1 protein-coding gene (running past one end of the window) is annotated in these 23,856 nt (G+C 47.5%); it reads left to right on the top strand.

The features are described from left to right. Window positions 1-23,856: the 3' portion of an Ig-like domain-containing protein gene (locus Pan241w_RS19740; RefSeq protein WP_145219152.1), read on the top strand. It extends 15,942 nt beyond the left edge of the window; the window shows 23,856 of its 39,798 coding nt (coding positions 15,943-39,798); its start codon lies off the left edge, out of view; it ends in the stop codon at window positions 23,854-23,856.

The raw sequence follows: 23,856 nt of genomic DNA, 5'->3' as shown, positions 1-23,856 counted from the left end.
GAAGATGATGGCGCGGCGAACCTGGATTTATTAACCAATGCCACTGATGTCGATTTGAGCGACACTCTCAATATCGAGAGTCTGGTCCTCGTCAGCGGCGACGACTCTGGCATTGCCCAGAACGGCAATAGCCTGGAAATTACTCCCAGTGCCTATAACGGTCTGGCCGTCGGAGAAACCGAAGTTATCACTTACAACTACAATGTCATTGACGGCAACGGCGGCATTGTCGCACAGACGGCCACCATCACCATCACCGGAGTCAATGACGCGCCCACGGTCAGTGCCGCCGTGAGTTCGACGCTCACCGAAGATGATGGTACCACCAGTCTGGATCTGCTGACCAACGCCAGTGACGTCGATTTGAGCGACACTCTGAATATCGATAGTCTGGTCCTCGTCAGCGGCGACGCCTCTGGCATCGCTCAGAACGGCAACAGCCTGGACATCACTCCCAGTGCCTATAACAGTCTGGCAGTTGGCGAAACGGAAGTCATCACTTACAACTTTAACGTGGTCGATGGTAATGGTGGTATTGTCGCTCAGACGGCAACCATTACCATTACCGGCGTCAATGACGCACCGACCGTCAGTGCCGCCGTGAGCTCGACGCTCACCGAAGATGATGGTACCGCCAGTCTGGATCTGCTCACCAACGCCAGTGACGTCGATCTAAGTGATATCCTGAATATCGATAGTCTGGTCCTCGTCAGCGGCGACGCCTCTGGCATCGCTCAGAACGGCAACAGCCTGGATATCACGCCCAGTGCCTACGACAGTCTGGCCGTCGGAGAAACCGAAGTTATCACTTACAGCTTTAACGTGATTGACGGTAACGGCGGCGTTGTTGCTCAGACCGCCACGATCACGATTACGGGAGTCAACGACGCGCCCATAGCAAACGATGCGAGTATCGAAGCAACTGAAAATGGTCCCATCGTAACCTTCAATGTGTCGGGTTCCGATAGTGACAGTGACGACGACGCGAGTTCATTGACTTATGAAGTTATTTCGGGACCGAATGAAGGGACTGTCGTTTCGAATGCAGGTGGGGAGTTTGCCTTTGATCCCGGAAACGACTTCCAGGACTTAGGGGTCGGCCAAACGCGGGATGTAACGTTTACTTATACGGCAACCGATGGGCATGGTTCTATGAGTAATACAGGAACGATCACGGTGACGGTTACGGGCGTGAACGATGCACCGACAGCCGCCGCAGTGGAAGTTGCGACCACGGAGGATGGTGTCACCGTTCATGGCGCATTTGCCGGTGACGATGCTGATTCAGACAATGATGTTAACAGTCTGACTTACGTGATAACCTTGATGCCGGGTGAAGGTTCTATACTCAACAATGACGACGGGACGTTCACGTTCGATCCTGGCAGTGACTTCCAGGACCTGGCGATGGGTGCGACGCGCACGGTGACGATTGATTATACAGCCACCGATACCCACGGCGCGGTGAGTACTACGGGAGAGATTATCGTAACCGTCACCGGTATAAATGACGCACCGACATCCACCGCGGTGGAAATTACGGCTATGGAGGATGATCTAACAGTCGCTGGTTCATTTGCTGGCGCTGATGTGGACTCGGACGATGATATCAACAGTCTGATCTATGCAATTAATTCCATGCCCGGTGAAGGAACAGTTCTCAATAACAACGACGGGACATTTACGTTTGAACCAGGGAGCGACTTCCAGGATCTAGAGGCGGGTGCATCGCGCACAGTGACGATTGATTATACAGCCACCGATATCCACGGCGTGGTGAGTAATACGGGAATGATTACCATAACCGTTACTGGTATAAACGATGCACCCGTTGCCGTCGATGATACATTCAGTACCGATGAAGCGACGGCACTGACTACGGGTAATGTATTGAATTTCAATCCAATGACCGCCGACAGTGACGTCGAAAATCAGAGCTTTAATGTAACAGCAGTAACTGGCGGGACTATTGATTCACAATTCGCTCTAAATTCTGGCGCACTCCTGACTCTGAACTCTGATGGAACTTTCATTTATGATCCGAACGGTCAGTATGAATCACTGGCGGTTGGGGAAACAGCCACAGACAGCTTTACCTATACAATTACTGATTCCCAGGGAGGAACCGATACGGGTATGGTAACGATCATGGTCAACGGTTTGAATGACCCGGTGACGGCTGCGAATGATAGTATTACGACAAATCAATACAGTGCAACTTCTGGTAACCTGTTTGACGATAACGGGAGTGGCGTTGACAATGATATTGACACCAATGATGTCTTTAGTGTGAGTGACATTTCAGAGGGGACAGTGGGGACTCAGTTCGCGTTATCTTCAGGTGCTCTACTGACGGTCAGCTCTGATGGGACTTTCAGTTATGATCCAAATGGCCAATATGATTCACTGCTGGCTGGTACAACAGCAACGGAGAGCTTCAGTTATACAATTGATGACGGACACGGTTCCACAGATACTGCAAGCGTAGTAATTAGCATTCAGGGACTAGAACCGGATCCGGTAGCTGCATCAGATTCTTTTGAGGTGAATGAAGACAGCATACTCAACGGTGATCTCTTTGCAGATAATGGAAATGGGATAGACCATGATCCGAATAATAATTTTGTCGTTTCAAAAGTGAATGGATTTGAAGCGAGTGTGGGGACGCCATTCCTGCTTGGGTCATATGCTATGGTCACCATTTACAGCAATGGTACCTTTACCTATGACACTAATGGTCAATTTGAGGGTCTGGCGGCAACAGAGACTGTTAGCGACAGCTTTACCTACACTATTATTGATGACAGCGGACTTACAGACACCGCGACAGTCACGATCACGATTACAGGAGTGAATGACGCGCCTGTAGCACAGTCAGACAATATTATTGTGAATGAAGGCTATGGTGTTTCCGGTAATTTATTCTTTTCTCACGGAAGTGGCAATGACTTTGATTCTGACATCAGTGATTCATTTGACGTCACAGCAGTAAACGGTATTTCTGGGGATGTGGGTTCTCAGATTTCACTTTCCTCAGGAGCCTTACTGACAGTGTATCAAGATGGCAACTACAGCTACGATCCAAATAGTCGGTATGATTATTTAGGCCATGGAGAGACTGCAACAGAGTCGATTACTTATACTATTGAAGATTCTTCTGGGGCTACAAGTACTGCTACTGTGACATTCATTATCCAAGGAGAAAATGAATACGGAATTGAAGGAGCGGTTCTCAGCATTAATGATGCCACGGATTATGAGACTTTTGCTGCCAGCGACAATGATCTCAGCGGCGTTCTGGAATTTACTATTAGTTTAAGCCAGTCGATACAAGATGACGTCACTTTTCTGGTGAATACGATTAGTGGATCTGCAGATGAAGCTGACTACACTGCATTGAACAACCAACTGGTTACCATTGCTGCAGGGGAATCATCAGCAAAAATAAGTATAAATATCCTGGATGACTTTATTTATGAAGGAACAGAAACATTCAGTGTGGTACTGTCAGATCCTAAAGTAAATAACGTTGCAGATCCTGCTCGCGTTTCTCTTGATGCTTCTGTAGGAACTGGGACGATTTATGACAATGAAATCGCCACAATATCGATCGACAATATTGTCATTTCGGAAGATGCTGGCACGGCTACATTCACAGTAACCCTGGACCATCCTGTAAACGGGTATGTCTCTGTAGATTATAAAACCGTCAATTACTCGGCACAGAGCTTCGAAAATGATTTCACTGAAATAAATGAGACGACGCTCTTTTTTGATGGGACGACCAGTGAGCAGAAAACAATCACTGTTCAGATTAATGATGACATAGAGGTGGAAGGGGATGAATTCTTCTACGTTCAACTCAGCAATGTGGACTCCGTTGGTCTTCCGGTCGTGCTGGGTAATTCTCGAGGCACGGCGGTTATTGAAGATAACGATGATGCTACTGTGCCCTCCGTACCCGGCTTTTCGCATCTGACATATAGCGAAGAGACCGGCGTATTAGTCGGTGTGGTTGATCAAAGTTCGGTCTTGTCATCTCAAGTTGTTGAAATTGATTACAATCTCGACGGTCAGGTTGATCTCACTACGACAGCTCGGGAGTGGGATGGCTTCTTTTCGGTGACTCTGGATCGTAGCAGATTTGCGACTGTTGTTTCCAGCCCCTACACCAGGTCATTCCAAGTCCGCATGACTGGGTTTAATGTGGAAACAATTACCAGAGATTACTATGACTGGCATCAGGTTGGAGTCACGGAGACCGAATTGCCTCCGCTGCCCGAGACCCTTTCCAGTTTTGCTTATATTGTCGTAGATGGTCCATCTGCTGTCGTCACGGGATTTGCGAATGACGCGCTGTTTCTATCCGATAAGTCTGTTGAAATTGATTATGACCTTGATGGGGTTGCAGATGTAACCGTGACTGGTATCACTGCGGTTGATGAATTCCAGACCACGCTGGATCCGGCTCAAATGGACTCCAGTGGTTTTGTTAACTTCCGGCTCACCGGGGTTCAGTCACCGAACCCGGATCGGGTTACGCAGCAATGGTATGCACTGGATGCTTCCTCTGTTTTGATTACTGCTGATCTTGAAATTACCAGCTTACAACTGCTGAATGATACGGATATTGTTGGTGACAATATCACGTCAGATCTGACGATTGTGGGACAGGCCACATCAGTAAACGGCTTTGAGAATGTCATCATCGAATTTGATACGAATGGGGATGGCATTATCGATCACTGGGTCAAGCCAGACAGCAATGGAGCTTTTACGATTGAGCCAGCCAGTTATCTGGAGCATATTCACCAAAATACAGTGCGTGTCCGTGCGCGGGATCTGTTTCAAAATGTAATATCGGAGTGGGAATCACAATCGTTATACTGGGTGTTTGATGGTTTTACATTTGAAAATACTTCAGTAGTAGATCAAGGGTATGCCTCCGTATTTCTCAGGTCGACCAGTTCATCTGCCTTCAAGGGAATTGAAGTAGACTATAATTTGGATGGTATTGTTGACCAGACCATCCTTTTTAATTCTGTCTATTCTGGTACTGGATATGGATGGGTCTCTGCTGGCAAGGTTGATATTGAACAAATTCAAGCAGACAATCTGCTGAGAATTCGGGGGTTCGGCACCAGTTCAAGTGTGGACAGTGGGCTGCTCGATGTGAACACATCCTGGCATGACACCCTCTACAGTCCAACTCCCAAGATTATTCCAAACTCCCTCGAATTAATGAATGATACCGGGTGGTTCGACTCTGATCATATCACATTTGATCCTAAGATTAAGGGGGTTGTTGATTATGAAAGTGATCTTCTGGGAGACTTGATACAAATTCAGGTTGATGTGGATGGAGACGGGGGGGTTGATGGGGTTTATGTTCCTGGGGCTACGGGAAGGTTTGCTTTCGATGCCGCAGCCCTGATTGAGTATGGCCACTATGACCTGCGTTTGCGGCCTGTTTCGGAATATACCGGAGTTGTCGGAGAGTGGGAGACGATCACGTTTAGCTATGTCCCTCCTCCGACATATCCTGCAGTGATTAACCTGCATCTGGTGCAAGATACAGAGAATCCATACGATCATATTACCTCTTATCCTGAAATTAGGTGGGCTTTAAATTATGTGGGAAATATCTTTGATGATCAAGTAGTGACGCATGTGGACTTCGATCAGGATGGAGCCACAGACTTGATCCTGACTCCTGACAACGCGAACGTCATGTCATTGGATCTTTCAGAGTATTTAGATTATGGAGCTTACACTGTTCAAATCAAAGCCGTCTCTCAACTCACAGGACAGGCAGGCCAATGGACTCCGATCGATGTGACTCTGATCCCACCGGAACAACCTGATCGAACTCCATCGATCAGCTGGATCTACCTGGTAAATGATGACAGAATTCCGGGTAACAGAAAAACGACTGATCCGCGGATCGCAGGTTTTAGTGATTATGCAGATCTTATTAAAATTGATCTGAACAGTAATGGGACGATCGATCAGATTGTCAGTGTGGATGCTGCGGGCAAATTTACATTTGATCCCACTGGATTGATCACATATGGCAGCAATCAAATGCGGTTTCAGCCTGTCAAGAGTACAGGCGAAACGGGGGATTGGATTGACTTCGGATTCAAATATTATCCACCCAGTTCAAGTGCTTTCTATCCTGAAATCCAGAATCTTTATCTTGTGAATGATACCGATCTACCAGGGGATCTGGTGACCCGAGATGCCACGATTGGAGGCCATATCACCTATGACACGGATCTGGTAGATTCAGGACAAATTTGGAATTTAGAAGTGCTCATCGACTTGGATGGAGATGGGCACTCTGATGCGAGAGTCATTCCGGATGAAAATGGCGATTTTACGTTTGATCCGGCAGGTAATATCGAGTTTGGGGCAAACCAGATCGGCTTTGCAGTTGCCTATCAGACCTGGAATGAGGGGGAGTATGAATATGTTTCAAGTCTCTGTTCGCATATTTCTTTTGACTACCGCCCCGAGCCTCCTATACTGATAGACTTTGGTATTCAGGAAGGTAATCCGTCTGTTGTAGTCGGACAAGTTGAGTATGAAGGAGACATGTCTGATCTCGAAATTCTGATTCAAATGGACAATCATGTGATTCAGTTTCCAGTGAATTCTGACGGAACCTTTAGTTTCGACCTGCTGGCTTTCAATCCTTACGGGATCTATTCGCCCGTTACGGCTTCGATTTATCAGATCTCGACAGACACGATGTGGGTAGATGGCTGGTCAAATTTCTTTGTTGATTATTATCCAAGCGAAACGGTTTTCGATATCAGAGAGTTAGACCTGCTGAATGACACCGGAATTGTCGGTGATAATGTCTCAGATGATTTGACAATCCGAGGCTTTGCAGCGGCCGCAATTGGCAGTCAGTTTGAATTAGGACAATTAGTCGTAGAGTATGAATCCAATTCAGACGGAATCATTGATGGAACTATTTCACCTTCTTATGACGATACTTCGAATGCGTTGTACTTCGAGTTCTTTCCTCATTCGTTTGATCCTGTTCCTACGGACTTATTTTCCCTCGCACCTGAACTTGGTTATGGAGCATTTACAGTTGATGTCCGCCTGAAGTTTGTATTTTACCCTGAAGTCGGTTTAGAGGATGAGGTCAGCGTCTGGAGTACGATTACCATTCAGAGAGAATCTCCCGAAGGAGGGACACGTCCTAAAAAATATGTTAATGAAGGAGGTACGATTTCGTTTACCCCCGAACCGTACCCGACTAACATTGCTGGTTTTCAACCCGGCGAGGCCCCACCTACAATTCGACTCCTGAACCCGCAACCGGGGATGAGCTATGATTCGGAGACGAATACATTTTCCTGGACAACAACGCCTTTCCAGTCAGGTTACAATGGTGTGGCGTTCGAATATGAGGTAGATGGATATTTCCGTAAGGGGGACTATCTGGAAGAAGGTACATACAGGACAATCTTGGGATATTCTATTGTCGTCTTGGAATTAAACCATCAACCGATTTTTACAGGTGGTGACGATCTGGTATTCCCACCGGGAACGGATGAGATCGAGGTTGAAAACTGGGCGACGGATATCATTCCGGGGATTGATGTCGAAGATGAAGAAGAACAGGAGCTGTGGTTTGATGTCTCGAATTCAGCCCCGGAATTATTTTTAGTTCCCCCCGAAATTTCCCCCGACGGTACTCTGCACTTTATTGCGGCTCCCGGTGCTTCCGGCACTGTTACCGTTAGTGCAGTTCTGCACGATGACGGGCTCCCTCATTTTTCGATGTGTGGCACGCACTACGGTCCCCATTCAGAACTTTATGGAGCTTATGCTCCTAATCAGTCAGATGCGTATCAGTTTACAATTATGCTGATGCCTCACCCCGTGAATACCAAGCCCCAGTTCCAGAATACGCCACCGACTGAAATTTATGTCGGTGAAACGTTCGACTTTACACCTGTTGTCATTGATATAGATGGTGATGATTTAGAATTTGAGTTGATTGCGGACAGTTCCGGAGGAACGACGATAGGGCCGGCTGATCCCGTAACGGGCCATTTGAACTGGACATCCACAGCCAATCAGGTTAATCAAGATTTTACATACACGATACAGGTCGATGATGGGCATGGGGGGACTGATACGCTGACCTTTACTGTAGAAGTCCTGGAAGATCCACAGAACAGTGCACCGATTATCTGGTCCACACCAGATACGGACCATACTGTGGCCACCAATCATAATCCAGCGACCGGTGAAGTCTCGCCGACCAGTATCAATCTGGAACTGGCACCCGGTGAAACAGCGACTCAAAATGTTACCGTAAAAGTTACTAATAATGAATTGGCTTATCCTCTTCCTGCAGGTGTAGAAGATTCATTGGCAGTCATAAATCAAGCAGATGAACTGAAGTTATTAGATGCGCTGTTAGCGGGAGGCGGCGCTGGTATTAATGTCATTAGTACAAATTTAGTCGGCCTGCATGCAAAAGATATAGAATTAGTGCATGGGGCTAATCAACTCGCTGATCCGGATACTTCATTTGAATTTACCTATCAGCCAGAGATTACACTCGATTTTACGCCAACTTATTATCTGGATGCCCTCTCTTCAGGCAAAGGTATGGCTATTGACTCTGTGACGGGAGAGCTCACATGGACTCCAACAACAGGTGATGTTGGTCATCATATAGTACAGATCTTTGCCTATGATGAATTTGATCAATTGAGGCAGTGGATCAACATGGTGATCACAGTAGGGACAGTAAGCACTCCTCCTCCAGATGGAAAAAGCTTTGAAATACATCCTCTGATTGGTCAGAGTTATTCATCTACTGGAGTCTATGTAAATGATAATGGTACGTTTGGTCTCGACAAATACGGTATTATTCTTTCGACTGGCGATGCTTATCAACAGGGAGAGAGCGATAACGAAAACGCAGCTGAGACTACTCCATTAGTAGAATATTTTGATAAACACAAAAACTATAGTTACGAGTATGATGACGAATTAATCGCGATTGCCAGTCATCCAGATTTATTTGAAATGACTGAATTCACAATCGACTTCGAACTCTTACCCGGGTATGACACTCTCAGCTTTGATCTTGCTTTTGGGTCTGAAGAATACCCGGAATATAAGAATGAATATAATGACAGCTTTGGAATATTTTTGGATGGTGAAAATATTGCTGTGTCTAATGGAGCCCCTGTAAACATCAGCCATTCTGATATGGAATTTGCTGGAGTTTTGTCGGGAATAATTGATAATTCTCTGGATCTTCTCAGTGCGAGCGTACAAGTGGATTATGATGGTGACGGGGTGGTAGATGTAGAAGCTCCTGTTAACCTTGCTGATGGTACTTTCGATTTTCTATTGCTGCAGCATTCAAAACTCAACGAGTCCAACAATGTCAACATTCGTCTGGTAGGTGTTGATTCCAATCAAATGAACGTGGAATATAACTGGAACTCGGTTGGAGTTTTGCCAGCATCGATTGATGTCTCGGGAACTAGCGAATTCACAGAGTTGAATTCAACTGCAGCTCTCTTAGGGACAGAGTTAAATGGTTTTTTAGCACCTGATGGAAATCCGATCCTCAATTTTACTTCACTTGTAGAGAACCAGACCTTAGATTCAACAGCTTGGCTTGAAGTTGACACAGTAGTTTCCCAATCAAATACAACAAGTCTGGCAGGATTTGATTTATTCACATTTGATTCTTCATCAGGACAGTTATCCGGTAAAGTTGCTGATTCATTCATGCCTTATTTACCATTCATTGAGATCGATTACGATCTGGATGGGATTTCCGATGAGACAATTAGTGTCAATTCTCAAGATGGGACATTCCAGGCAACCCTGGACGCATTACAGATTGATGTGAGTGGGAACGTCAAACTTAAGGCGAATGGCTATTCTAATTATGATACTAACACAGGTAAATTCACGCATTCTCTGACTTTTGCAATTGCTGATGTTCGAGATGCTATTTTAGATACCGCCGTTTATATTTCTAATCTCGGAGCAACTGGGGGAGCAATAGCCTCAGTAGATGTTTCAGCATCACAGCCTGATGCGAATTTTGTCAGGACCCCTGGTCCCATTGCCGCTGATCCAGGTGACGTTGTCACCTTCTCAACAGAAATCTCAGCCAGTGCTACCGGTGATGCAGACTCTTTTGATTTAAAATTTGTTGATCTGAGCACCGGTACCTTATTAGGAACGATTCCGGTCACGATTAATAATGGGTACCTATATCAACTGCGGGCAACAGACCCTGATGGCGACGAATTGCAGTATACACTACAAGATGCACCCGAAGGCGTTGAAATTGATCCGGAAACTCATGCGATATTCTGGGCTTCACCAGAACTTGGTTCTCATGAGTTCTCAGTAAGTGTGAGTGATGGCAAAGGTGGCGTTGCGACTCAGGACTTTATCCTCAACGTTACCGACAGTGAAGGGCCGAATGTTGCTCCGGAGATTGTTTCGACTGCCGTCATTACAGCCGAGGTGAACCAGGAATATATATATCAGATCGAAGCTACGGACGCTGATGGAGACGACCTGCGATATTACTTGCAGGGGACTTCACCAGAGGGAATGAGTATCGATATCAATACGGGCGAGATCAACTGGACTCCCTATTACGGACAGGAACTGATTAATGATGGTGTCTATACGGTTTCTGTTCTCGTTACTGATCGACGTGGTGGATCGGATGAGCAGACATTCCAGTTAGACGTTTCTCGAGATGACATTTTTGTTAATAGTATCCCCCACATTACATCCAGTCCCGTTACGGAGGTATTAGTTGGTACTGAATACCGCTATCAGGTGAAAGCAACTGACCCGGACGGTAACCGGTTACAATATCAGGTGATCACACCTCCTGGAGCTCCAGCAGGCATCACGATTGACCGGGATTCAGGAGTATTGTTTTGGGATGTACCGATAGACTTTGTCAGTTTTGAAGGATCCACGTCGATTCCAGTTATCGTTCGTGTGACAGATGCTTATGGTGGAATTGCTACGCAGCCGTTTGAGATCCATGTTACAACAAATAATCATGCTCCCGTCTTCAGTCTTGACGCACCTTCGTATACTGAACCGGGTGAAGAATGGACTGGCCAGCTTAGTTTTACAGATGAAGATGGAGACGATGTTATCTTCTCTCTCCAGAATGCACCATCTGGCATGACTATTGATGAGCAGAATGTCATCCACTGGACACCATCTGCTGCAGGGACCTTTAACTTTTATATCCTGGCTGATGACGAGCACGGCGGGCAGGTCAGCCTGCAGGTTCCGCTACTTGTCAATAGTCTACCGGAAATTCTGTCGATTCCTGAATTGACTACGCTGATCAATACTCCTTATTCCTATGCGGTGAATGCATCTGATGCTGATGTCAATCAGACATTAACCTTAAGCCTGGTGAGTGTCTATCTGCTTGATGCCCAGAGGAATCCGACGGGCCAGAATCTGGCAGAGTTGACTGATGGATCAGAACCAACATTATCCAGTCAGGTACTTAACTGGACTCCCACGCAAAGTGGTTACTACCAGATTGTAATTACGGCAACTGATGACGTCGGAGCTGTGGCGACGCAAACGTACGTTCTGGATGTCTCTACTGGTGCAGATCCGGTCTTTAGCTCCGTACCGATTGGGCCTGCGATTGTGGGTAACGAATGGACTTATACCGTTTCGGTAGAAGATCCGACCGGAATTGAGTTTGAGTTGATCGACCCTCCGATGGGTCTAAACCTGGACGGTAATGTGCTGACCTGGACTCCTTCAGCAACTGATCTTCTGGCTGGTGTAGCGGAAATTAAAATTCGTGCTTTGGGCGAGCACGGCAATGCAACAATCCAGTCCTTCCTGCTGCCGATTGCGAATTCTCAGCCGGTGATTACATCAATTCCTCAACTGTCAGCAACCACTAACAGTGTCTATACTTACGCTGTCAGTGCCAATGATCCGGATGCCGGTCATAGTGTGACGTTAGCATTTTATATTGATAGTCAACTGATTACAGACCCGGCGATCTGGGACGGGAGCAACGTCACCTGGACACCCACCACAGCTGGAGACTACGTCTTTAGAATTGAAGCAACAGACGGCTTTGAGACCACAACTCAGGAATTCACCGTTCCCGTTACCGATGCGGCGGCAAATCAACCGCCGGTCATCATTTCAAATCCTCCACAAACAGTCGAGAAGGATTCATTGTGGGAATATACACCCATAGTAAGTGATCCGGAGTCGGATGCGTATACATTCACTTTACCTCCTGATCTGAATCATCCTGAGCTGAATCCTCCTGGAATGACCGTTTCCCTAGATGGCACAAAGATCCTCTGGACTCCTACAGTTGCCGGAACTTTCACCGTCACGATCAAAGTCACTCAAAATTCAGACCCGTTGAAATTCACAACTCATACGTTTGAGTTGTTGGTCACAGATACCAACCAGAACCCCACCATTACCAGTCATCCGTCACCGAACGCTGAAGTAGGGCAGCAGTATTCGTATACCGTGGATGCTTCTGATCCTGATCCCGGTGACACGGTGACCGTGACACTCAACCCTTACTTCAAAGTCGATGCACAGGGGACTATCCTCTCCGGCCCTCATACTGATGCGGTGCTTGATACCGATGGAAAAACAGTTCTCTGGACACCTGCATCCGCCGGCTATTATCGATTTGAAGTCGAGGCTACTGACGGGAATGGAGGCGGCATTCTTCAGCAGTTTTACATTGCGGTGAATTCGGTCGATCTCAATTCTCCTCCACAGATTACATCTTCCATCTCCAGCGTTCCCGTGATTGGGCAGCCCTGGTCGTATACCGTCACAGCAGACGATCCGGATATGGATACGGTTACTTTCCATCTTAAAACAGCGCCTCCAGGGATGGTAATCAACTCGTCGACGGGTGAGATCACTTGGACTCCGAACAATAATTACTCCAATGGAGATGAAGTGGATGTTGTGATCCGTGCAACGGACGGCAATGATGGCTGGTCGACCCAGTCATATAAATTAACGATTTACGAGAAACAGCCTTCCTTCAGTGCCGGCCCGAGGATTACTTCGTCACCTGTGCAGGATATCGCTGTAGGAGAGTTGTATGAATATCAGATAGCAGCTAACAGCAGTAATGGCCCCCTCTCGTACCATGGCAAGTCGATTGATGATACAGAATCTCGCCTGCCTGCCTGGTTGACGATCAATGAAATGACGGGGCTAGTATCCGGCACTCCTTCCGAAGCAGGAACATACGGACTTGATATTTTCGTCCGTGATGCAGATGGCAACGAGTCATCCCAGTATTACCAACTGATTGTCTCACCGATCAATCACACGCCTGATATTACCTCTGTTCCATTCAGCCCTCTCTTTTCTGGTGTCCCATGGACACATGAATTTACCTATTCTGACCCCGATGATGATTTTGTGGTACTCGGATTACCCACACAGGATGACCAGGGGAATCCGATCAATCAGGATTTCACGCTCGACGGAGACACGGTGACCTATAATGGGTCGACAGTAGGCGAAGTGGAACTAACCGTCACTGTGCGTGATTATTCACGACGCGAATCGTATTGGCAGAATCCGGAAGACAACTGGAAGAGCGAACGGACGGTAACATTCACGTTTGATGTCAGTGCCCCCAATTCAGGTGTGAATGACACACTCGTCGTTCAATCAACTCCGGGATCGGAAATAGATTTTATGTTAGATCCGGTTAATCCGGCTCTCTCAACAGCGTATTGGAAATACGATTTCCAGCTTTCTCCTGAATCCGTCACATCAAACTATCAGTATAAGATTGAGCCTTATGTCAGCGACGGGGAGAGTATCTTTGATGAAAATGATCCAATCCAGACTGCAGGAACCAAGGGCGTTAACACACCGGGGGTCAACATCTATGCGGTCAATAATCAGACAACGGATCCTGTTGGGGATCCAATTACAGGTCGCGCTGAGTTTTTCTTAACTGCGGATGATATCGCCCAGGGGTTTTTCGATGTCTCCCTCATTGTAATTGAATACAATGGTGATATATCCAATAGTGCTAATTTGACCGGCAAAGCAGTCATTCAGCAGTTCCGTATCAATATTGTTGAGCCGACTACGCCACCTGCTTTCACTACCACTCCCGATGTGACGACAACTCCGCTCACGCCATCGACTCCCTGGTCGTATGACTTTAACATTTCCGATCTGCCAGCCGGGGCAATCAGTTATGAAATCGTCGGTCTGGCAGGGGCGACCATTGATGATGTGAATACCGTGCTCAACTGGACGCCGCCATCAGGGAATTATCCAGATGGTCCCGGCAATCAGACGTTCGAAGCAACCATCTATGCCAAAGATGCTTCCGGGTCGATCCTGGCATTACAGCGGTTCAATGTGCCCGTTTATGATGCCAGTGCAACTGGGGATCTCAAATTCACCCAATTGCCAGAACGCTATGCCGAGAGTAACTTCCTCTTCTCAGAACAGGTAGAAGCTTTGGCCCTGTTCGAAGGCGATCCTGATCCCAATGCGGTCCTCGTCTACTCGATCGAAGGTGCGCCCAGTGGCATGGTAATTGATGCCACGACCGGCCTGATTACCTGGTGGCCTAACTTACTGGAAAATGCGGAATATAAGATCATCGTTCAGGACACATTCAATAACGAAACCATCGAAACCACGATGTTCATTTCGGTAATTGCACCGCCTGAGCCTAATGAGGCACCTGAGTTTACTCCTCAGGTCTTAGCACCGGCTATTAAGGATGTGGAATACAACTTTATTCCGACCGCCTATGATCCGAATGGCAGTCTGCTCACTTATGAGCTCGATCCGCAGCAGGCAGCCGCCTACGGCCTGACCATTGACGAAGAGACAGGGGAACTCTCCTGGACGTTCACTTCCGCGATCTTCTCTCCGGAGATCGACTCGGCAACGATCAGTATTACTGTCTCCGATGGCGTTTTTGACACCGTCAAAGAATTTAACATTCCGTTATTGCATAACGCGGATCCCGAGTTTAATTCCAATGATGTGGCCGATTCCGCCAGTATCGGCGTGGAATATACCTATACGATTTCAGCCGGTGATCCGAACCCGGAAGATTTGAGCAGCCTGGCTTACGAAGTTCTTGAAGCACCTCCCGGCTTTGATATCTCTCAAAACTTCAACAGTCTCACGAATCAGATTACCTGGACGCCGGAACTGGATCTGGCAAATGGCATCGACGATACCGGTCTGCAGCGATTCACGTTTAAAGTGACCGACAATGACGGTGCCACCGATACGATGACACTGACGCTCCGCGTAGAAGATCCCGCCGGCACGAATGCGCCTGTCATCGTTTCAGCACCCCGGTCTGAAATTACTGCCCGGTTCCCGTACTCGCATCTGCTAGAGGGTTATGACGCGGACGGTAACGCGTTTAGCTTTGAGCTGGTATCTGGTCCGATAGGTCTGGTTGTCTCGGAAACGGGCCAGTTAACCTGGACTCCTACCTTGGCGCAAGTCAGTCCGACTCCCTATGACGTGCAAGTGAAAATCAGCGAAGTGAATAACCCGGGTTCATTCACAACGGAAACATTCCAGATTGGGGTTGTGAACACCTGGCAGAATGAGTCTCCCGAAATCAACGACGTTGATTTTGCCGAAGCGACCGCCGGAATCAAATTCACTCACACACTCACCGCCACCGATGCGGAAAACGACTCCCTGTTCTGGGTGCTCGAATCCGGTCCAGAGGGCATGACCATCAACGGTGAAACCGGCGAAATAGAATGGGTTCCCGTTCACGATCCGGAAGGTCTCAGTCAATTGAGAGATCAGACGTTTGTCGTCAGGGTCTACGATGCCTATGGCGCTTCCAGCAAACGTGAATTCACGGTTTATGTCAATGAACACAACACGCCTCCCCTGGCTTCCAATACGCCACCGACACTGGCGCCCAACGATGCCATCTATACTCACACCTTTGCTGCCACCGATCCGGAAAACCGCGGCGTCTTCTTCTCTCTGCAGAATGCACCGGCCGGGATGGTCATCAATCCCCGTACCGGTGTGGTCACGTGGGACATCCCGCAGGAAAGTATTTCTCCTGGTCCATACAGCTATCAAGTCGAAGTCCATGACCAGCGCGGTGAATTCGAAATCAGTAAGTACAATGTGAAAGTCTACAATCCCTCCGTCAATAAGCCGCCCGTAATCACGTCGACGCCTGATCCAGTTGCCTTGATTGATGCTCCTTACAGTTATCAGGTTGATATTGATCCTGCATCGATCGATCAGAATGAAACACTCAATTATGCCATCGCTGCCAATGATCAGGGAGCATTGGGGCTGCAGATCGACGACAATGGTCTGGTGACAACGGCTCTCAATCAGGGTCACTTCATCGCCAGCCAGGCGGGAACGTATCAAATCACGATCTACGTCAGTGACGAGACCTTCACCATTCCACAACACTATCAGTTGACAATCCGTGACAACGCGGCTCCGGTGATCACGCCGATTGCCGATCAGAGTGTCACGGCCCGAAACACCTTTACCCAGCAGGTCACCGCCACCGATACCGAAGGCGATACACTGGTTTATTCCATCGCCGCCGTCGATTCAACCAGCACCCCCGTCGCCGGCTTCTCGATTGACCAGAATGGTCTGATCAGCTTCGAGTCAGACGATATGATGATTGGCGAAGTTTATACCGTCACCGTCACCGTCTACGATCAGGTCAACGGCGATAACAAACTGATGACAACCGAAAGCTTCGACCTCACCGTCGAAGCCGATACCACCGATCCCGAGGTCGGCGTAGATATTTCTCATGAAACCATCATTGTAGGCAGCGATCTCACGATTGACTTTTTCGCCAGCGATAATGTGGGAGTTGTGTCGCTCAACTTATCCTATAACGATACCGATAACAGCGGTGCTGATGTTGAAATCACCTCCTTTGAAGAATTGAACTACTATCAGAACAACGGCTCGATCACACTCAATGTCGGTTCAGTCGTGGGAACGTTTACCTTCGATCTGACCGCCACAGATGCAGCCAATAGAGAGACCACTGTCTCCAGAAGTGTGACCGTCGTGACTGATATCTGGCAGCCGGAAATCAGCATCAGCGAGCCCTCTCTGAATGGAGAGATCACGGTTCCCACCGACATCAAAGGCACCGTCAAAGACGATGATCTCAAGTCATACAAAGTCGAACTGGTCTCCAGCGAAACCGGTAATGTCATCTTGCTCAAAGACAATGACGAAAACAACGACGCCAATGTTAATGACGGCGTTCTGGCTCACATCGATACCACGCTGCTGGCAAACGGCTTCTATGACATCGTGGTGACCGCTACCGATAAAAACTTCAATAAAGCGACCACCACTCGCCGTATCGAAGTCAGCGGCAACTTCAAACTCGGCAACTTTACCACCGGCACCACCGACCTGACGGTCAACGCGGGTAACATCCCGATTACCGTCTCCCGCACCTACGACACCTTGAACGCCAACCACGCGGGCGACTTCGGATACGGCTGGTCGCTCGACTTCGGCATTCCGACCATCCAGGTCATCTACCCGGACACCAGTTTCTCCACCATCGGCGAAGGGACCTTCGTCCCATTCCGCGACGGAACAAAGATCATCGTCACCCTGCCGGACGGCACCACCGAAGGTTACACGTTTAAACCTCAATTGATCATTAATAACGGCATCGGTGCCCCCTGGGGTGAAAGAACCTACAAAGCGTACTTCGCCCCCGATGCCGGCGTCACCGGACAGCTCTGGCTGGAGAACTACGAAAACATCGTGCTCTACAAACTGGGCGACGAATTCCTGCTGAACGGCACCGTCTTTAATCCCGCTCGCAGCTACGGCAAACAGTTCTTCGAATACATCACCCCAGACCGGACTCGGTACGGCCTCGATCCGACCGACTCCACCAAAGCCTGGATCGAAGACACGCACGGCAACCGCACGACCTACACGAAAAACGGCATCACCACCACCTACGGCCGGAATGTGATCTTTGAACGCAACGATCCGAGCAACGATTTCATCACCGCCATCATCGACCCGGCCGGCAACCGCCTGCAGTACGAATACGACGCGGAAGGAAATCTGACCCACGTTTACGATCGCAACTTCAATCACAATCTCTACGACAGCACCGATACCGCCAGTCTGCACGACGAATATAGCGATGCAGATGCGAAAGATAATTTCACGCTGCAATACACCTACGACACAACCTTCGCGCATCATCTGGAAACAATCACCAACGCCGCCGGCCGAGTGATTCAGACTGTAGAGTACGACAGCGAAGTGCCACGCGTTCTCTCGTCAACCGACGAGTTGGGTAACAAGACCTCATACTACTTCAACAGCACCACCCGGAAACAACGAATCACCACCGTCCAGGTAGACGCGCCGGACATTGTGCGCGTAGTGGAACTGGATGACAACGGCAACGTCATCCGCGAAGACGACGCGTTAGGCAACATCATCCTGCGAGAATACGACGGCGAAAATCGATTAAAGAAAGAAATCCGCGTCATCGGCGCCATCGACGGCCAAAACGGCAACACCGAAACCGACGACCTGGTCAAATCCTGGACCTATAATTCCTGGGGTCAGAAACTGACCGAAACCGACGAACTGGGGAACACAACCAGCTATCGTTACAACAAATACGGTCAGTTGATTTCCACGGTCGATCCTGGTGGTCAGCAGACGAAGAACTATTACGATGAAGAAAACGGGAATCTGCTTAAAACTGTGAATGCTTTGGGTGATGAGACGACGTTTACGTATTATGTGAACGGTTTGCCCGAGTCGATATTAACTCCTCAAGGCACTATAAATTTAACTCTGAATTCAAAAGGTGATTTTGTTAATATTTCATCAACTGGAGAAAATTCAGAAGAACGTCAATATGATGATTCAGGCCATTTGAAATTAGTCAAACATGAATGGATTGATCCAAATGTACCCAATGCTTTACCAATAGAGGTGGTGTCATCATTTAATTATGATGAAGAAGGGCATCAAATTAGCTTTGTTGGTAATCAAGGATTGATTAGTCACTCTTATTACGATAATACAGGTGAACTGATACTGACACGCTCTCAAGCTCTTAATGAATCAGGTGATATTGTCTGGTTGGTTAGTATGACTATGAAAGTCTATGATTCGACGAGCTATCGGAAAATTACGATTAGTTCGTTTGAAGATAAGAGCGGAACAGATCTCTTTGATCTCAATCCCACATCTTCTTCGGTGACCTATACTGTACCAAGCGGGACAGTCGAACTTTTCGACCAATATGGCCGTTTAAGAAAAACTGAAACATATTCAGACATCGAAGTCACAGTGTCACTTTCTCATGGTGATTATGAAATCAGTCTGTCAAATGGTTTTGAACTTGAGACACCCATTCAAAGTACCGGAGAAACCGTCTATGACAACTATGGACGAGTTCATTCAACAACTGATATCGACGGTCATGAAACGCAATACACATATAACAATCACGGACAGGTGGTTGAGACTCGTAGCGAAAGTAAAAATCAGGATGGAACAACTGCTTGGTTGATCAGTCACACCGTGTATGATGTGTATGGTCGGGTGCAGTATCTGACCGATACCTATCTCGAGTCGGGTAATGGAACTTCCAACGGAATATATACTGAGTACGATTCTTTAGGTCGTGTTGTCAAATCGACCCGTTACCAGAATATGGAGATCAGCCTGGAACCTGCGACAGGAGAGACCACACTGGTCAGTGCCGGAACTCCTGTTTCTTCACAACAGTCTATTTATAACAGTCTGGGACAACTGGTTCGCTCTATCTCACAGACCTTCAATGAATCTGGAGATGAACTCCAATCTACGCAGGAAACCCGCTATGAATATGACAGCCAGGGAAGAACAACGGCAGTTTTATCCCCGATTCGAGAAACTGAGTCAGGCGATCTAGTCCGAGAGCGAAGCGAAACTCGGTATAACGAACTGGGACAAGTCAGCGAGATCCGCAACAATATTTGGGTTAATGTTGCAGACAACAGTATAGACGATGTGAATCAGGTTATTACGACTTATGTCTATGATCAATACGGTAATCGGGTGGAGACAACAGTTATACAAGGAGAAAGTTCACTGACCACATCTACCACCTACGATGCTTTTGGAAAAGTGTTATCAGAAACCGACGCGACTGGGGGGACTCATGGCTATGAATATGATACCCAAGGAAGACAGACCGCGATTCTCAATCCCATTCGTGAGACTGCAGACGGGACTCAGGTCCGACACCGGAGTGAAACCCGGTATAACGCACTGGGACAGGTGATCGAAACCCGCAGCAACATTTGGGTCAATGTCGCAGACAGCAGTGTAGACGATTCGAATCAAGTTATTACGACGTATGTCTACGATCAGTACGGTAATCAGATATCAACATCAGTTACGCGGGGGAGTAGTACACTTTCTACCTCTACCACCTATGATGCTTCTGGTCGAGTAATATCTGAAACCGATGCGACCAATGCCACTCGCGACTATGAATATGATACTGTGGGGCGTCAGGTGGCGGTCCTGGAACCGGTTGTCGACCTGGGGGGAACCCTGATCCGTCACCGAGTAGAGACGGTTTACGATGCGTTGGGACAAGTTGTCCAGGCACGGGCCAATATCAAAGTGGCCGTGGATGGGGCTGGTAATGTACTTGGTGTCGATGATACCCAAGTACAGGTGACCGACTATGAATACGATGCCTTTGGCAACCGTACGAAAACGACCGTTTATCAAGGTCTGACGGAGCTGTCGACTTCGACGGCTTATGATCACCAGGGACGCATCATTTCCGAAACCGATGCACTGGGGCAGACGAAATCGTATGAATATGATGAGTACGGCCAGTTGATCAGAGTTACGTTGCCTGAAGTACCTGATCCTGAGAATGGCGATGCTCCCACCCATCCAACCTATGAATATGCTTACGATGAGTACGGCAATCAGATCTCCATCACCGATCCCCTGGTGCATCTCACAATGTTTACTTACGATGCGCGGGGGAATCAACTGTCACGGACGCTGCCGGACGGCTTGGAGGAAACGTTTACCTACGATGAATTCAACCGGATGTCCTCACATGTCTCGTTTGAAGGGGTAAAAACGGTTTATGTCTATGACGACAGTCTGTACGTCAGCAGTCAAGTCATGGAAAAGCAGTTCTTCCAGGCCACCAATGTGACCACGACCCCCAATGAAACATTTACCTACGAATACGACGAGCGGGGACGAGAAATCAGTGTCACTCAGACCAAAGGAGCTGAGATCCGTGTCACCACCCAGACCTATAACGGTAAAGGAGAGTTGATTCAGATTGATTCCCCCGAAGGAACGGTCAACTACGAATATGACGAGTACGGTCGTAAGACGCGGACCTTTACCGGCGACTCCGCTGATCCGGTCACCGATACACTTTATACTTATGATGAACTGGGACGACTCTTAACCGTCAGTGTTGTCGAACGCAATGACGTTACCCTGGTTACACCTGAAACCACCAGCTACGAATATGACTTGGTGGGGAATCTCGATGAGACGATTCTCCCTGACGGCGTCATCACCGATTACGTCTACGATGAATTGAATCGCTTGACCTCACTGATCCAGTACGAAGGGGATGCGACTCCTGAAGACTTAAGCGACAATCAGAAAATCGTTCAGTTCGATTACGATCTGCGTGCCGATGGCAGAAAGAATGGTTCGGTTGAGACCTGGTATCTGGATGCCTTTGATGCCTTTGATGCCAACACTGACGGCATCGTCGATGAGAACGAGGCAAAAGAGGTCACAATATCCTGGACCTACGATGAAGCCAACCGGCTGACCGATGAAGTCTTTACGCATTACGATGATCTACTTTCGCAAACGTCGCACTTCGCTTATGACCTGACTGGGAATCGGCTGGAACAGGAACTGGTTAAAGATTTTGACAACGATGGAAACGTCGATCGAAAGACGACGAGTTATTACTATGACGAAAATGACCGCCTGCTGTCGGAATCCACAGAGTTCGATGACAATGATGATCTGACAAACGATCAAGTCACTATTTCAACTTCGAACTACACTTATGAAGGTACGCAACAGGCTGGTAAGACGGTCATCAACGAGTCAAATTATACCCAGTCGACGACGGCATTTACTTATGATTTGCAAGGCCGACTGGAAACCGTGACCCGTGCAGAAAAGGATGGCACACAACAGCAAAATTCAACCAGGGTTGAAAAGACCTCCTATGATTACGATGCCACCGGCATCCGTGTGTCCGCTAAGCATGAGGTCGATGCGGATGTGAACGGTACCTTTGAGGAAACCACGAAAACTGAATATCTGAACGATCCGCATAATTTCACGGGCTACTCCCAGGTGATTCAGGAAACTGAGTTTGATGAGAATGACGTCATCACGAAACGCACGATTTATACGATCGGCCACGACCAGATCAGTCAGACGACCATTGAACACGAAGCCGGTGTGCCGCAAACACCACAGACGCTCTTCTTCCTGGCTGATGGTCATGCCAGTACTCGCGTTCTGGTGAATGTCGCCGGAGCAATTGCCAATATCAACGGCAGGGAGCAGGTGTTCTTTTTTGATGCCTATGGAAACCTGCTGGATCAAGAGAATTTCCAGCCTAACCGAATCGGGACCAGTTACCTCTATAGTGGTGAGCAGTTTGATGCGAAGATCGACCAGCAGTATTTGAGAGCCCGTTATTATGATGCGACGACGGGACGCTTTAATCGATTGGATGACTTTGCTGGAAACAGTCGTGATCCGCAGTCATTCCATAAATATCTATATACACATGCGGATCCAGTAAATGGGATGGATCCTTCAGGATTATTTTCACTCGGTAGTTTATTATCGTCACTTGGATCTGTTTCATCACTTCGGTCTTCAAATGCTGGTGCTCAATATGTTGCTCGGCAATCGATAATAACAGTAGCTCAAACAACTATTGAATATTCTTTGTATAAAATAATCTTCCCCGATGCTGATTTTAATTTAATTCGCACATTATATACCAATTTTGCAGTAAATCTTGTAACGGGTGGAATAGGTAATTTTTGGATTAGAAATCTCGCTGATATTGCTGTAAATTCAGCAATAGATGCTGCACATGGCGAGAACGTAACGTCTTCTTTGGTAATCAATATTTTTGGGTCATTTGGTGGAGAAGCGATAGCTGGTTTAACCGGGAGTATTTTAAAGCGAGCAAGTTCAGAATTGGGAACTGCGGTAAAAGAACTTGACGATATTGGATTGTCATTTACCCCCAAAAAATTGCTACCAAGTGTCCCTATTAGAGTTAGTGAGGGGCTGAAGAAAGTAATTGACTTACGGCAAAAATTCAGAATATCAAAACACAAAACAATTGCTTACGCTGAAGTTGATTTGAATACTGGAGATGTTTTAGAATTAAAAGCGGTTTCAAGTGCAGATCTACGTGAGGGATTCCTACCTCCGCCAGGTCAACCTGGTGGGATTAAAGAATTGCAAAGACGTTTCAAGACTCAACGTACAAGTATTAATTCAGGTAATCAAAGACGATACGATGCTGAATTAATTATATTAGAACAAATAGCGAATTCATTTCCCCAAACAGCAACAGGAACCATTCGACTATTTAGTGAATTTCCGATATGCGCAAGCTGTAACGGAGTAATCAAGCAGTTTAAAGATAGGTATCCTGGAATTACACTTTTAATCAGCGAAGGATATTTTCCGAATTAA

Origin of the sequence: Gimesia alba (genome assembly GCF_007744675.1) — a bacterium.
Classification (GTDB): Bacteria; Planctomycetota; Planctomycetia; order Planctomycetales; family Planctomycetaceae; genus Gimesia; species Gimesia alba.
This window is presented reverse-complemented; position numbering and strand designations above follow the sequence as displayed.